The 12,899-nt window shown below is 63.0% G+C and carries 14 protein-coding genes; 5 read left to right on the top strand and 9 right to left on the bottom strand.

From position 1 onward, the window contains the following. Positions 1 to 272, bottom strand: a 272-nt coding sequence (locus V7773_RS26465) for a hypothetical protein (RefSeq protein WP_336076092.1), incomplete at its 3' end; no start/stop codon positions are given. Positions 273 to 450: 178 nt separating this feature from the next. Then, a complete protein-coding gene (locus tag V7773_RS26470) occupies positions 451 to 1,398 on the bottom strand; it encodes an AraC family transcriptional regulator (RefSeq protein ID WP_336076093.1) in 948 nt (315 codons plus the stop codon). 202 nt (positions 1,399 to 1,600) lie between these two features. On the opposite strand from V7773_RS26470, the gene V7773_RS26475 reads away from it, so the two are divergent. Together V7773_RS26475 and V7773_RS26480 are read left to right on the top strand one after the other, a co-directional pair. After that, positions 1,601 to 2,338, top strand: a complete 738-nt coding sequence (locus V7773_RS26475) for an SDR family oxidoreductase (RefSeq protein WP_336076094.1) — start codon at positions 1,601 to 1,603, stop codon at positions 2,336 to 2,338. 35 nt (positions 2,339 to 2,373) lie between these two features. After that, positions 2,374 to 2,631, top strand: coding sequence for an Atu4866 domain-containing protein (locus tag V7773_RS26480; protein WP_060741379.1), 258 nt, complete (start codon positions 2,374 to 2,376; stop codon positions 2,629 to 2,631). Positions 2,632 to 2,703: 72 nt separating this feature from the next. Here the strand turns inward: V7773_RS26480 and inhA are convergent, their stop codons facing one another. Continuing rightward, positions 2,704 to 3,390, bottom strand: coding sequence for an isonitrile hydratase (gene inhA / locus V7773_RS26485; protein WP_336076095.1), 687 nt, complete (start codon positions 3,388 to 3,390; stop codon positions 2,704 to 2,706). A 99-nt stretch (positions 3,391 to 3,489) separates the two neighbouring features. Here inhA and V7773_RS26490 point away from each other — a divergent pair, with 99 nt between their 5' ends. Then, complete coding sequence (locus V7773_RS26490; RefSeq protein ID WP_336076096.1) at positions 3,490 to 4,482, top strand: GlxA family transcriptional regulator; 993 nt, start codon at positions 3,490 to 3,492, stop codon at positions 4,480 to 4,482. On the opposite strand, the gene V7773_RS26495 is transcribed toward V7773_RS26490, so the two are convergent. Then, positions 4,451 to 5,353 carry an alpha/beta fold hydrolase gene (locus V7773_RS26495; RefSeq protein WP_336076097.1) on the bottom strand — a complete coding sequence of 301 codons (903 nt, stop codon included), beginning with the start codon at positions 5,351 to 5,353 and terminating at the stop codon, positions 4,451 to 4,453. The genes V7773_RS26490 and V7773_RS26495 overlap by 32 nt on opposite strands. A 28-nt stretch (positions 5,354 to 5,381) precedes the next feature. After that, positions 5,382 to 5,759: a hypothetical protein gene (locus V7773_RS26500; protein ID WP_336076098.1), complete on the bottom strand. Its 378-nt coding sequence runs from the start codon at positions 5,757 to 5,759 to the stop codon at positions 5,382 to 5,384. Between the two features lie 537 nt (positions 5,760 to 6,296). Between V7773_RS26500 and V7773_RS26505 the strand changes: the two genes are divergently transcribed. After that, positions 6,297 to 6,662 (top strand): DUF6124 family protein, encoded by a 366-nt coding sequence (locus V7773_RS26505; RefSeq protein ID WP_336076099.1) that lies wholly within the window; start codon positions 6,297 to 6,299, stop codon positions 6,660 to 6,662. Between the two features lie 174 nt (positions 6,663 to 6,836). Here V7773_RS26505 and V7773_RS26510 read toward each other — a convergent pair whose 3' ends face one another. The 4 genes from V7773_RS26510 to tam form a co-directional block, all read right to left on the bottom strand. Beyond that, the gene (locus V7773_RS26510; RefSeq protein WP_336076100.1) at positions 6,837 to 8,660 is read right to left on the bottom strand and encodes a glycoside hydrolase family 15 protein; all 1,824 of its coding nucleotides are present in this window, start codon (positions 8,658 to 8,660) and stop codon (positions 6,837 to 6,839) included. Further along, complete coding sequence (locus V7773_RS26515) at positions 8,653 to 9,453, bottom strand: SDR family oxidoreductase (RefSeq protein WP_092412877.1); 801 nt, start codon at positions 9,451 to 9,453, stop codon at positions 8,653 to 8,655. Before V7773_RS26515 ends, V7773_RS26510 begins: the two co-directional genes overlap by 8 nt. Before the next feature lie 273 nt (positions 9,454 to 9,726). Further along, entirely contained in the window at positions 9,727 to 10,860 is a 1,134-nt protein-coding gene (locus tag V7773_RS26520; RefSeq protein ID WP_092412875.1) for a cupin-like domain-containing protein, read from the bottom strand. A gap of 91 nt (positions 10,861 to 10,951) precedes the next feature. After that, on the bottom strand, positions 10,952 to 11,722 hold the full coding sequence (tam, locus tag V7773_RS26525; RefSeq protein WP_336076101.1) for a trans-aconitate 2-methyltransferase: 771 nt from the start codon (positions 11,720 to 11,722) through the stop codon (positions 10,952 to 10,954). 145 nt (positions 11,723 to 11,867) lie between these two features. Between tam and V7773_RS26530 the strand changes: the two genes are divergently transcribed. After that, positions 11,868 to 12,602 carry a thioesterase II family protein gene (locus V7773_RS26530; protein ID WP_092225570.1) on the top strand — a complete coding sequence of 245 codons (735 nt, stop codon included), beginning with the start codon at positions 11,868 to 11,870 and terminating at the stop codon, positions 12,600 to 12,602. Positions 12,603 to 12,899 lie beyond the last annotated feature (297 nt).

A 12,899-nucleotide genomic window follows, 5' to 3' on the forward strand; every position in this document is an offset into this window, starting at 1 on the left:
GTCCGGTCTGCACCATCGGCAGCCAAGGTCTGGCCTCCCGGCGTCCGGTCTGCACCATCGGCAGCCAGGGTCTGGCCCCCAGGCGTCCGGTCTGCACCATCGGCAGCGACTGTCTGCCCTCCAGGCGTCCGATCCGCACCATCAGCGGCCACAGGCTGCTGGTAATCGTTAGCCTGGGTAAAGAAGCGGTCTTGCTGCTGGCTCGGCAGGGCAAACGCACTGACGCTCAGGGCGAAGGTGGTAACGGCGATCAAGGTGTTGAACGTTTTCATGGTAAAGACTCCGGTCATATCAAGGGTTGAGTGCCGGGTCGTTCAGATGTCGTGATCTGCTGAACCCGTTGCAGCGGCGACGGTTGTCTTGCTGCATGGGTTCAGATTAGGAGCGAGGCGGGGGTGGGCGTTAGACGGATACTGTCCTGGTTTTGCCTGATCCTGTTTGTGTGCAGAATCAGGCGCTACTGGCTTGCAGCGTCTGGGCACGCAAACGAGCGATGTCCTTGCTCGGGGAGGCGCCAAATAGACGGCTGTATTCACGGCTGAACTGCGAGGGGCTTTCATACCCCATCTTGTAGCCGATTGACGAAATGTCGCTGTTCTCCGCCAACAGTAACCGTCGGGCTTCCTGCAAGCGCAGTTGTTTCTGGTATTGCAGCGGACTCATGGCGGTCACGGCTTTGAAGCGGTGGTGCAGCGCCGAAGGGCTGAGATTGATCATTTGTGCCAGGCTGTCGATGCTCAACGGCTCGGCGTAATGGGTATTGAGCCATTCGATGGCACGGCTGATGCGATGGGTCTGGGTGTCGGGAATGGCGATTTCGTGCAAGCGCTGGCCTTGGGCGCCACGCAGCAGCCGGTAGAAAATCTCCTGTTGGGCCAACGGCGCGAGGGTGGCGATATCGTCCGGGCTGTCCAACAGCCGCAGCAAGCGCAACACTGCGTCGAGCAATGGCGCATCAATGCGATCCAGGAACAGCCCGCGACCGGTTCTTTCGGCCGGCACGCCGATAGGGCTGGCGTCGGCAATCAGACGGCAGATCTGTGCCGGGTCGATGTCGAGGCGGATGCACAGGTAGGGGCGCTCGGGGCTGGCTTCAATCACCTGGCCGGCCAGTGGCAGGGTCACCGAGACGACTAGATAGTTGAGCGGGTCATACACGTAGCATTCGTCCGCCAGGCGCACTTCCTTGCGCCCCTCGATAATCACGCATAAACCAGGCTTGTGTACGGTGTGCAGGGCTTCGGTTGGCTGGTCGCTACGGATCAGGTGCAAGGCCTCGATGGCCGTGGGGTGGACGCCGAATTCCGGGGCGAAGCGCTTCATCAGGCTCGCCAGTTCGGCGCGGCGCTGGCTGACGCCGTCGTCTGGCGCAATGTGGATGGACGTGGATACCGACATGCCGATCAATCTCCCTGGCCAAAATGAATAGACCGCGCTAGTAAAGCCGATTGCGCGGCTGTCGACCAGAGTCGGATCTATCGCTACAGGATCGTGCAAGTGCGCAGGAGGATCCGGCTAACCCAGGCCGTGGTCGGTTCCCTAATCTGGACCTGTCAAAACGCTCCCACCGGGGCGAACACATCCAGACGAGGAAACCATCATGTCCGACATTCAAAACAAAGTAGTGGTCATCACCGGCGCCAGCAGCGGAATTGGTGAAGCCGCGGCGCGGTTGCTCGCGGCTCGCGGTGCCCGTGTCGTGCTTGGCGCCCGGCGCATCGATCGTCTGCAAACACTGGTGCAGGAACTCGAAACCGCCGGCCAGCAGGCTGTTTGCAAAGCGGTGGACGTGACCCGCCGCGACGATGTCCAGAACCTGATCGACTTCGCTGTCCAGCGTTACGGCAGGGTCGATGTGATCATCAATAATGCCGGGGTCATGCCGCTCTCCAAGCTCGAGGCGCTGAAAGTCGAGGAGTGGGACCGCATGATCGACGTCAACATCCGTGGCGTGCTCCACGGCATCGCCGCCGGCCTGCCGCTGATGCAGCGCCAGCGCAGCGGGCAGTTCATCAACATCGCGTCGATCGGTGCCTACACCGTCAGCCCGACGGCCGCCGTGTATTGCGCCACCAAGTTTGCCGTGCGGGCGATTTCCGAGGGCTTGCGCCAGGAGGTCGGAGGGGATGTGCGCGTGACGGTAATTTCCCCCGGCGTGACCGAATCGGAACTGGCCGAGAGCATTTCCGATGAAGGTGGACGTGCCGAAATGCGCGAGTTCCGCAGGATCGCCATTCCGGCCGAAGCCATCGCCCGGGCAATCGCCTACGCCATCGAACAACCAGCGGACGTAGACGTCAGCGAATTGATTGTGCGGCCCACCGCCAGTCCATTCTGACCGACTTGACCGACTTGACCGACAGGAGGTGTCCCATGAGAAAGGCATTTGGAGACCAGGATAAATTCGTCGGCCTATGGGTGACGGCTGATGGCGTGATTCGCCATCGGCTGCTGCCGGGCGGACGCTATGACGAAGCGCGAGGTGTACGTGAGAGCGCATATCAGGGCGACTACTGGCTGCAGGATGACCATATCGAATACCACGACGACACCGGTTTCACCGCCGATGGGGATTTTCGTGAAGGCGTGCTCTACCACGCGGGGATGGTGTTGTATCGCCAGGAGGGATGATGAACCGATAACCTTTGCGGTGAGGGGACAACTCCCCCTCACCACGGATTTCATTTCCATCGGGACTGATCGTTACGCCCGTTCCAAGCGCGCCGCAGCACGCTGGGTGATTTGCGAGCGCACCCGGAACGACTCGGCCGCACGCCGGTTCGCTTCTTCCAGCACGCGCGTCGGCGCGGTGTCCGGGCTGCCGGCGTTGAACGGCGGGGCAGGGGCGTATTCGAGTTGCAGCTGGACCAGCTCGGCGGTGTCCTGGTCGAACAGTTCGGCCGCCAGGGTCAAGGCAAAATCGATCCCGGCCGTGATGCCGCCACCGGTGAGCAGGTTGCCGTCGCGGACCACGCGCTCCTTGATCGGCGTCGCGCCCAGGGTTTGCAGCAGGCTGTGATAGGCCCAATGGGTGGTGGCGCGCTTGCCTTGCAACAGGCCCGCGGCACCGAGCACCAGCGAACCGGTGCACACGGACGTGATGTATTTCGCCTCGGCGGCCTGCCGCTTGATGAAGGCCAGCGTCTGTTCGTCTTCCATCAGCGGCCCGACGCCGGTCCCGCCGGGAACGCAGATCACGTCGAGCTTCGGGCAGTCCTCGAACGTGGTGGTGGGCAGCAACACCAGCCCGGTGCTGGCAGTGACCGGCGCCAGGTCCTTCCAGATCAGGTGGACCTTCACGTCCGGCAACGAGGCCAGCACGTCATAAGGGCCGGTCAGGTCCAACTGCTGGACTTGGGGAAATAACAGCAAACCGATCTGCAACGTCATGTCGCGTGCTCCTTTGGATGATACCCGAGGGGTGGACGGTTTTACTTTAGATCCGTAGGCTCTGGCGTATACGCCAATAAGCCCACGAATCACGCCAATATGCCCAACGCTCCGAAAATCGTTCATGTCCTGGCCTTCGCCAACGTGCAAGTGCTGGATGTCACCGGGCCCTTGCAGGTCTTCGCATCGGCCAACGACCTGGCCCGCCAGCAAGGCCTGCCGCTGCCGTACACGCCGACGGTCATCGCCGTGGGCGGTGGCGCGGTGATGTCCTCCGCAGGCTTGGCGCTGATGGCCGAGCCGCTGCCGAGTGAAGGCAGCGACACGCTGTTGATCGCCGGTGGCTGGGGCGTGTACGAAGCGGCGAAGGATCCGGCGCTGGTGGCCTGGGTCAAGGAGCACGGCCTGCGTTCGCGAAGGGTGGCGTCGGTGTGCACCGGGGCGTTCCTGCTGGCCGCCAGCGGTTGGCTGGACGGACGGCGCGTGGTGACGCACTGGACTCGCTGCGAACAACTGGCCGAGCAACATCCGCAATTGCGGGTCGAACCCAACCCGATTTTCATCAACGACGGCCCGGTCTGGACCTCGGCCGGGGTTACGGCCGGCATCGACCTGGCCTTGGCGCTGGTGGAGGAGGACCTGGGCCGTGCGGTGGCGCTGGAGGTCGCCCGGCACCTGGTGGTGTTCCTCAAGCGTCCCGGTGGGCAATCGCAGTTCAGCGTGACGTTGTCGCTGCAAAAGCAGGGCAGTCGGTTTGATGACCTGCATGCCTGGATCGCCGAAAACCTCACCCGCGACCTGGGCCTGTCGAGGCTGGCCGCCGAGGTCGGTATGAGCGAACGCAGCTTTGTGCGGCACTATCGCGCCGACACTGGCCAGACCCCGGCGCGGGCGGTGGAGTTGATTCGCGTGGAAACCGCTCGCCGCCTGTTGTCCGACACCGCTGTGTCGATCAAGCGGGTGGCGGTGCAATGTGGCTTCGGCAGCGAAGAAACCCTGCGTCGCAGTTTCCTGCGGGCCATGGGCGTGACACCCCAGGCCTATCGCGAGCGATTCGCCGTCAGCCCTCAAGCAGATCCAGCAATGCCTTGAGCGTGGCCTCGGGGGCTTCCTGTGGGATGTTGTGGCCGACACCGGCCAGCACTCGGCGCTCGTAAGAACCTGTGAAGTGTTCGGCGTCTTCATCGTGTTCCGACGCTGGCCCCACGCCGTCGTCGGCACCGCACAGGGAAATGCTCGGCACGCTGATGGCCGGTTGTGCCGCCAGCCGTTCCTCCATCCACTCCAGCGTCGGGTCGCCCGGTGCGTACATGAACCGATGACGGTAGGAGTGGATCACCACGTCGACGAAGTCCGGGTTGTCGAACGACGCAGCACTGAGGGGATACCGTTCGGCGCCACGTTTCCAGGTTGGTGACCACAGGCGCCAGAGCAATTCACACAGTTCACGTCGGTTCTGGGTCAGGCCCTCGACACCCCGCGCCGTGTGGAAATAGTACTGGTACCACAGGCGATGTTCGGTTTCCGGGGCCAGCGGCTGCGTGGAACGTGGAATGTCCTGCAGGTTGTAGCCGTCGCCGGTCACCAGGCAGCGAACGCGCTCGGGCCACAGCGCCGCGACGATACACGCCGCCCGACCGCCCCAGTCGTAGCCGCACAGCGCCGCCTGGGGGATGGAGAGTGCGTGCATCAGGTCCAGCAGGTCCTGGGCCAACGCCGCCTGCTGGCCGGAACGCATGATGTCCGGGTTGTTGAACCGGGTCGGGCCGTAGCCGCGCAGGTAGGGCACGATGACCCAATATCCACGCTCGGCCAAGGCGGGTGCGATTTCATCGAAAGCCCTGGGGTCGTAAGGAAAACCGTGCAGCAGGATGACTGGCTCGCCGCTGGCGGGACCCTGTTCTTCGTAGGCAATGCGCAACAGCGGCGTCACTGCGAAGTTGACCTTGGGATCGAGGTTCATGTTGGCCTCCGGCATTGCTCGGTTGCGGTCAGGCGGGTTCCTGGTTCACGTATTTGGCCCGATCCGGCGTGAACGTCACGATCATGTTCGTGCTGGAGCAGGTCAGGGTGCGCTCCTGGGTCAAGTCGATGTCCAGGTCTTCACCGCGCAGGCCCTGCCATTGGGCGAGGTACTTGAGACAGCCGAATTTTTCGTTTTTCTTCAGGCTGCGGCTGACGCCACCTTTCCAGCCCAGTACCGGCAACTCACCCTCCAGGCAGCGTTGCGCCAGTTCGGGAAACTTCATCGCGCGGTCGCGGCCGATTTCCCAGCATTTGATCAGGCCCCGGTCCTGGCGTTCCCAGAGGTCTTCGCGGGTCAGGCCTGTTCGGGGTGGGGTGGTGATGGGGCGTTTGATATGGGTCATGTCAGGTCCTTGAGTCGGGTTTTTATCGGGCAGCTCCGCTGCACCCGTGAGCATCGATCTTAGGAGGGGTTGGCGGGGCTGGCAACTTCTAACGGGACGTCACGATAAATGGGAAGCCGGTACTGCAATGCTCTTGTGGCGAGGGAGCTTGCTCCCGCTGGGTTGCGAAGCGACCCCACGATTTTTGCGCCTGCTACGCAGTCGAGCGGGAGCAAGCTCCCTCGCCACGGGGTTTGTGTCCTACAAAAAATTAGGTGAACCGGAATTTTCTGACGAGTCGCGTCGGTTGCCGGCTCGGAAGGGGCGGGGATAGGCTTTGCTCGTCGCTGCAAAATCAGCGACCGGGTTTGGTCGCCCGGGTTTAGAATGGCGCACGGTGCCGCGCGAGCGGCTGTCTGCTTTATGGCTGACTGTGCGTGGGAGGGCTTCGGGCCCTGCCGGGTTTCCATTCCCTGGTCGACCAACCTGCGTACAGTTCGCCACCCTCTGCTTGGTCGCGGAAATGGTGAACTCCACTTTCGAATGGAGATTCATATCATGGTCAAGATCACCCCCAACCCTCCACGCGCCGAAGACCTTTCTGCCTACACCACCCTCGACACAAAAAAACTCCGCGAAGCCGCCGACCGGGCGCTGAACATTCACCTGTCTCCCACCCCAACCAAACCCGATACCCAGGACGGCCAGGTTTTCACCGTGGTCCCCGGGCTAAACACCGAATCGGTGCTGACCAGCCTCAGCGAAACCCTGGCATCGGCCGATGCCATGGTCGGTGATCTGACGTTCGATCTGGAAGGTTCCCGGCGGCATGTGGCGCTGGGGATTCAGCAGTTGATCGAGCTGGCCAAGTTGCTGGCCAATCGAGCTTTGGATGACATCGAATTGGCCGACTCAACGCGATAGCCAGCGCACCGCTTTCCCTGTGGCGAGGGAGCTTGCTCCCGCTGGGTTGCGAAGCGACCCCCATACCAGACGCTGATTCTTTGGAGGCTGGAAGATTTTGCGCCTGCTACGCAGTCGAGCGGGAGCAAGCTCCCTCGCCACAGGGACTGTGCCCAGTCTGAAGGGCTACTCAGTTCACGGCTGCCAATGAGTCTTCTCCCCACTCAACTTGCGATCCAGGAAGCTCGCCGCGCTGATCAGTGCTAGGTGGGTCAGGGCTTGGGGCGTGTTGCCCAAGTGGTAGCCGTGGCTGTCGAATTCTTCAGCGTACAGCCCCAGCGGGTTGGCGTAGCGCAGCAGTTGTTCGAACTCCAGCTGGGCTTTTTCCACGCGGCCGGCGCGGGCCAGGCATTCGACGTACCAGAACGAGCAGGCCGCGAATGAGCCTTCGATGCCGCTGAGGCCGTCGATGGGGCTGTCGTCGTTGCGGTAGCGATAGACCATGCCGTCGCGCACCAGGTTTTTTTCGATGGCATCGAGTGTCGAGAGCCAGCGCGGGTCGCGGGCGCTGACGAAGCGCACCAGCGGCATCAACAGCATCGAGCCGTCCAGGGCGGTGCTGCCCAGGCGCTGGATGAAGTGCTGGTGTTCGTCGTTCCAGAAGTTCGTCCAGATGTCCTGGTAGATGGCCTGGCGCGTTTCGTCCCAGCGGGCGAACGGGGCGGGCAGGGAGCGTTTTTCGGCCAGGCGGATGGCGCGATCCACCGCGACCCAGCTCATCAGCCGCGAATGCAGGAAATGCTGTTTGTCGCCGCGCATTTCCCAGATACCCACATCCTTGTCCTGCCAGACCTTGCACACTTGATCGACCACGTCGACGGTGTGTTTCCAGCCTTGATGGGAGATCGCTTCGCCGTATTTGTTGACCAGGTACACCGCGTCCATCAGCTCGCCGAAAATGTCCAACTGCACCTGTTTGTAGGCCAGGTTGCCGATGCGCACCGGTCGGGCGTTGCCAAAGCCGCTCAGGTGCGGCAGCTCGGTTTCCGGCAGTTCCAGCCTGCCGTCCAGACCGTAGAGAATATTGAGTTTGGTCGGTTGATCACAGCAGTCACTGACCCGACCGCGCAGCCAGCGCATGTAGGCGTTGGCTTCTTCGACGAAGCCCAGGCGCATGAACGCATAGACGGTAAAGGAAGAGTCGCGGATCCAGGTGTAGCGATAATCCCAGTTGCGTTCGCCGCCGCGGGTTTCTGGCAGGCCGAAGGTGGCGGCGGCGAGGATGGCGCCGTGTTTGCGCGAGGTCAGCAGCTTCAGCGCCAGGGCCGAGCGGTTGACCACTTCCCGCCAGCGTCCGCGGTAGGTGGACTGGCCGATCCAGCCGCGCCAGAACGCCAGGGTGCGTTCCAGGCAAATCGCGCTGACATCGTCCTGAAGGCGCGGGTCGTCGATGCCACCCAGCAGGAATTCGGCGCTCTGGCCCTGCGCCAGGGTGAACTCGGCCACCGCCGCATTGCCGTCCAGCGTCATGGGCTGGTCGGAGCATAAGCGCAGGCTCGGTTGCCCCGGCGCCTCGAAACAGATGTGGGCAGCGTCCTGGCGCGCAGTGGTGGCGGCCCGGGCGTAGTCATGCCGTACGGCGCAGCGCATGCGAAACGTCGCGCTGCCGACGGTCATGTGCACTTTGCGCATCAGCACCGGTAAATCATCCTCGCTGTCACCGATGGGCAGCAGGTCGGTGACTTCCACCACGGCGCCGTCGCTCAGCCAGCGGGTTTGCAGCACGTTGGTGTCGGGCAGGTAGATCTGCTGGCGGCGGGCATTCGGCAGGTCCGGGGCCAGTTGGAAAATGCCCGCTTCGGGCGTATCCAGCAGCGCACAGAAGATCGATGGGCTGTCGAATTCCGGCCAGCAGAAAAAATCTATGCTGCCTTGGTCATTGACCAGCGCGGCGCTGCGCATGTCGCCGATGATGCCGTGGTTCTCGATGAGGCTTTGCGGTTCGTCATGGTCAGCCATTGCCGCGAAACCCCGGATAAAGGCTCATCCCGCCATCGATGAACAGCGTGGTGCCCACCACATAATCGGACAAGTCCGAGGCCAGCCAGACCACCGCGTTGGCGACGTCCTCCACAGCGCCGACGCGACCGTAAGGAATCAGCTCCAGCAGTTTCTGTTCCTGCTCGCCCTCGGTGGCGTCCTGGTTGATGGCCGTGCGGATGGCGCCGGGGGCGATGCTGTTGATGCGGATGCGTTGGTGGCTGGTTTCCTGGGCCAGGCTCTGCATCAGCAGATCGACCCCGCCCTTGGACGCGGCGTAATTGGCGTGGCCCGCCCAGGGAATGCGCTGGTGCACCGAGCTCATGTGGATGATCTTGCCGGCGGCCCGGGACACGCCCTGGCGAATGCCCTGGCGGGTGAAAATCCGCAGGGCGGCACGAGCGCAGAGGAACTGGCCGGTGAGGTTGGTGCCGATCACGGTGTTCCAGTCTTCCAGGCGCATGTCGACGGTGGCGGCGTCTTTTTGCAGGCCGGAGTTGGCGACCAGGATATCCAGCGCGCCAAACGCTTCGAGGGTCTGGGCGAACAGCCGCTCGACGTCCGGCTCTTTCGACACATCGGCCCCGACGGCGATGGCGCGGCCGCCGTTGGCGTTGATTTCACGGGCCAGGTCTTGCGCCGGGCCTTCGCTGGAGTGGTAGTTGAGTACCACCGCGGCACCCGCGTCTGCCAAGGCCCTGGCCGCGCCTGCGCCAATGCCGGAGCTGGCACCGGTGACCAGGGCAACCTGTCGGGCGAGGGATATCTGCATGGGCTTAGCACCTTGAGTGGAGGGCTTTACCTGCTGACTGATGTGAGGTGGTTGGAGTTCACTTGGGTGAAGCGATCTTCACACTTCAGCCACATACGGACGCTAAACCTGTGGCGAGGGAGCTTGCTCCCGCTGGGCTGCGCAGCAGGCCCTCCAAAGGTAATCTCAATCTACCTGAATGATCGAGGTGTCATGTTTTGGGGCTGCTTCGCAGCCCAGCGGGAGCAAGCTCCCTCGCCACAGGTCTGTGTTCACACAAGTAGTGTTTGACCGCTACCAACCCCGCCCCGAATTCACCCAGAAGTTCACCGACAACGACGTCGACACTGACTCCACCTGATGGAACCAGCCTTCCGGCAAAAACAGCAAATCCCCAGCCTCCAATGTCACGCGCAGGAAGGTCACGTCGCGAGCGTGGGGGAAGCGTTGGTAGTCCGGCGCGTCCGGGTTGAAATCACAGCCGTCCAGCCCACCTTGGGGCGCCGTGGACCAGGTGCCCAGGGCCTCGCGGTGGTGAGGCGCGGCGAGGGTGAAGGTTTTCTGGCCCCAGACCTGGGCGAACAGGTTGTCGGTGTCGTCGCGGTGCAGCGGCGTCAGGGTGCCCTTGGGGCCGATCCAGATGCGCGGTGGGATGAACAGCGACGGGTCGAAATAGGGCGGGTACTGGATCTGCTCCATCAATTGCGCCGGCAGGATGTTGTTGCCCATGTAGGCCGGTGGTTCGCCGTCGGCGCCCTTGGTCGCCGGGCTGTCCAGGGAGGCGATGAAGTCGGCCATGGACGTGGAGCGGAAGTCCCGTTCGGTAGAGAAGGTCTTTTTCACGTAGTCGCCGTGGCGGGTGATGCCTTGCAGTTCGGCAAAATGCACCAGGGACTCCTCGCGGCTGAGCTTGAACAACGGCCAGTCCTGCAAGGCATCGCTGATAACCACCGGAATGCCATGGGGCAGGTAGCGTGCTTGAAACTCCTGCACCGATAGCTCACTGCGAGGACGACGCTCGACGCTGCGTTGAGTGGGCAGGCTGGCGGTGAGTTTTTCGCTGAAGCGCGACGGGGTGGGGTAGCGCTTGTTCATGTCGACCTTTTCCACCACGCCACCGCCATGCCGGGCATGGTCGATGATCTGCGGCAGCAACGTCGCCAGGCCCATGTTGCCGCCGATCTTCAGGCGCCCGCTGGCGAACAGTTCCTCGACATTGGCCATGCCGGCCATGATCCCGAGGAAGTCCTTTTCCGCCACCTCGATGGTGACGTCGGGGCTGCTGTGGCGGCCCGCCTGGGTGCGACTGCTGGCCTTGACCTCGGACCAGTACACCTGGTGCGGGCCGAACACGAATTGGAAGACGCCTTCGATACCAACGGCGCCGGCATTGGCGAACAGCTTGCCCAGGATGGTTTGCAGGTCCACGGCGGTCACTCTTGCGGGTTTTTGGTCTTAGCAGGTAACGAGGGCCCGGAGCATAAATTTAGCCCCCATCGCTGCGTCATCGACCGTCGCCCTAGCGCGTCGCGACCATGAACACCCGGGGAAACGGCAGCAGCACGGTGCCATCGTCCAGGGCGGGATAAGCCTGTTCGATCGCCTTGAGGTACTGCGCCAGGTACTGCTCGCGTTGCGCCTCATCCAGCGGTTCGAGAAACGGGCGCAAGCCGCTGCCCTTGAACCACTCCACCACGCCTGCGGCGCCACCGGCCAGGGGGTGATGGTAGGTGGTGCGCCACACATCGACGCGGCTGCAGTGGGGCTTGAGAATCGCGTAATAGATGCTGGCGTCCTCTACCTCGGTCCGTGAATCAGCCGCCCCGGCCAGTTGACTGGCCCACGGGCCGTTGGCGGCGATTTCCCGCATCAGGCGGTGGGAGGGCTGGTGCAGGGTGTCGGGCATCTGGATCGCCAGGCTGCCACCGGGGGCGAGTTTGCCCACCAGCGAGGGCAGCAGGGTGGCGTGGTCGGGCAGCCATTGCAGCACGGCGTTGGCGAAGATCACGTCGAACGGCCCGGGTTCATCCCATTGGCCGATGTCGGCGGTGTCGAACGCCACGGCGGGCAGGCGTTTGCGTGCGGCCTCGACCATGTCGCTGGAACTGTCCAGGCCGCGCACCGTGGCGCCGCTGAAATGTTCCACCAGCAGTTCGGTGGAATTGCCCGGGCCACACCCCAGGTCGATCACCGAACGGGCCTGTGTGGGGGGAATGGCGGCGAGCAGGTCCCGGGACGGACGGGTGCGTTCCTGTTCGAAGGTGACGTATTGCTTGGCGGACCAGCCCATGGCGTTCTCCTGTGCGGCGCAGTGAGTCGAGGTGCCGTCAGTATAAGGTCGGGCGAAGACGATGTAGCGAACGTAACGGTTTTGACTAATTCTGTAGGTTACGATTTCGTTATCTTCCCTACACGACCGATCGGAGAAAACCGCAGTGACCCAACTGACCCTGCTGTGCCTGCCTTATTCCGGCGCCAGCGCGATGGTGTACAGCCGTTGGCGGCGCACATTGCCGCAGTGGCTGCATGTGCAACCGGTGGAACTGCCGGGGCGCGGGGCGCGCTTCGACGAGCCGCTGCACACCGACATGGGGCCGTTGGCGATGCAACTGGCGCGGGAGTTGTCCGCGACGCTCCAGGCCCCTTACGCCTTGTTCGGCCACAGCCTGGGTGCGCTGCTGGCCTGCGAGATCGGCCATGCCCTGCGTGAACTCGGCTGCCCGGAACCGGTGGCGCTGTTTGCGTCCGGCACCGCGGCACCGACGATGCGGGCCGACTACGACCGCGGTTTCGCCGAACCGAAAACCGACGCTGAGCTGATCGAGCAACTGCGCACCCTCAACGGTACCAGCGAGGAAATATTGGCCAACGAAGAGCTGATGGCCCTGACCTTGCCGGTCCTGCGAGCCGACTTCCTGCTGTGCGGACGTTTCCAGCCGCGAATCCGACCGCCGCTCAACTGCCCGGTGCATGTGCTCGGTGGCGCCGCCGACAAGGCCACCACGGAGCAACTGATTGGCTGGCGCCGGGAAACCACGGGCAGCTTTTCGGTGGACATGCTGGCCGGTGGGCACTTCTTCATTCATGAGCACGAGGCCAAGGTGTTGCGGCTGATCAAGGATCAGTTGAGCGTGCATCATCGGCGGCATGGGTTGGCCATCAGCGCCTGATCCACTGATGCACAAATAACCTGCTTTTGTGGTGAGGGGATTTATCCCCGTTGGGCTGCGCAGCAGCCCCTCAAAAAAACAACCTCAATTAACCTGACATACCGAGTTGCCAGATTTTGGGGCTGCTTCGCAGCCCAGCGGGGATAAATCCCCTCGCCACACTGTGGGCGGTCTGTTGCATGTCGGGATGCTCTTCCTGATACAAATTCCCAAACGCTAATTTTTCCGGTCTGCATTCGTTTCATAGGGACGACTTGCCTTTGTGCCTTGTGCCCACTGATTCCGGATACCCCAGAA

The organism is Pseudomonas sp. 3JA (assembly GCF_036961705.1).
Taxonomy (GTDB): Bacteria; Pseudomonadota; Gammaproteobacteria; order Pseudomonadales; family Pseudomonadaceae; genus Aquipseudomonas; species Aquipseudomonas fluorescens_Q.

Bases quoted from the DNA above. Each gene is read 5' to 3' on its own strand.
- V7773_RS26470 (WP_336076093.1), bottom strand. From the start codon at position 1,398: ATGTCGGTATCCACGTCCATCCACATTGCGCCAGACGACGGCGTCAGC.
- V7773_RS26475 (WP_336076094.1), top strand. From the start codon at position 1,601: ATGTCCGACATTCAAAACAAAGTAGTGGTCATCACCGGCGCCAGCAGC.
- V7773_RS26480 (WP_060741379.1), top strand. From the start codon at position 2,374: ATGAGAAAGGCATTTGGAGACCAGGATAAATTCGTCGGCCTATGGGTG.
- inhA (WP_336076095.1), bottom strand. From the start codon at position 3,390: ATGACGTTGCAGATCGGTTTGCTGTTATTTCCCCAAGTCCAGCAGTTG.
- V7773_RS26490 (WP_336076096.1), top strand. From the start codon at position 3,490: ATGCCCAACGCTCCGAAAATCGTTCATGTCCTGGCCTTCGCCAACGTG.
- V7773_RS26495 (WP_336076097.1), bottom strand. From the start codon at position 5,353: ATGAACCTCGATCCCAAGGTCAACTTCGCAGTGACGCCGCTGTTGCGC.
- V7773_RS26500 (WP_336076098.1), bottom strand. From the start codon at position 5,759: ATGACCCATATCAAACGCCCCATCACCACCCCACCCCGAACAGGCCTG.
- V7773_RS26505 (WP_336076099.1), top strand. From the start codon at position 6,297: ATGGTCAAGATCACCCCCAACCCTCCACGCGCCGAAGACCTTTCTGCC.
- V7773_RS26510 (WP_336076100.1), bottom strand. From the start codon at position 8,660: ATGGCTGACCATGACGAACCGCAAAGCCTCATCGAGAACCACGGCATC.
- V7773_RS26515 (WP_092412877.1), bottom strand. From the start codon at position 9,453: ATGCAGATATCCCTCGCCCGACAGGTTGCCCTGGTCACCGGTGCCAGC.
- tam (WP_336076101.1), bottom strand. From the start codon at position 11,722: ATGGGCTGGTCCGCCAAGCAATACGTCACCTTCGAACAGGAACGCACC.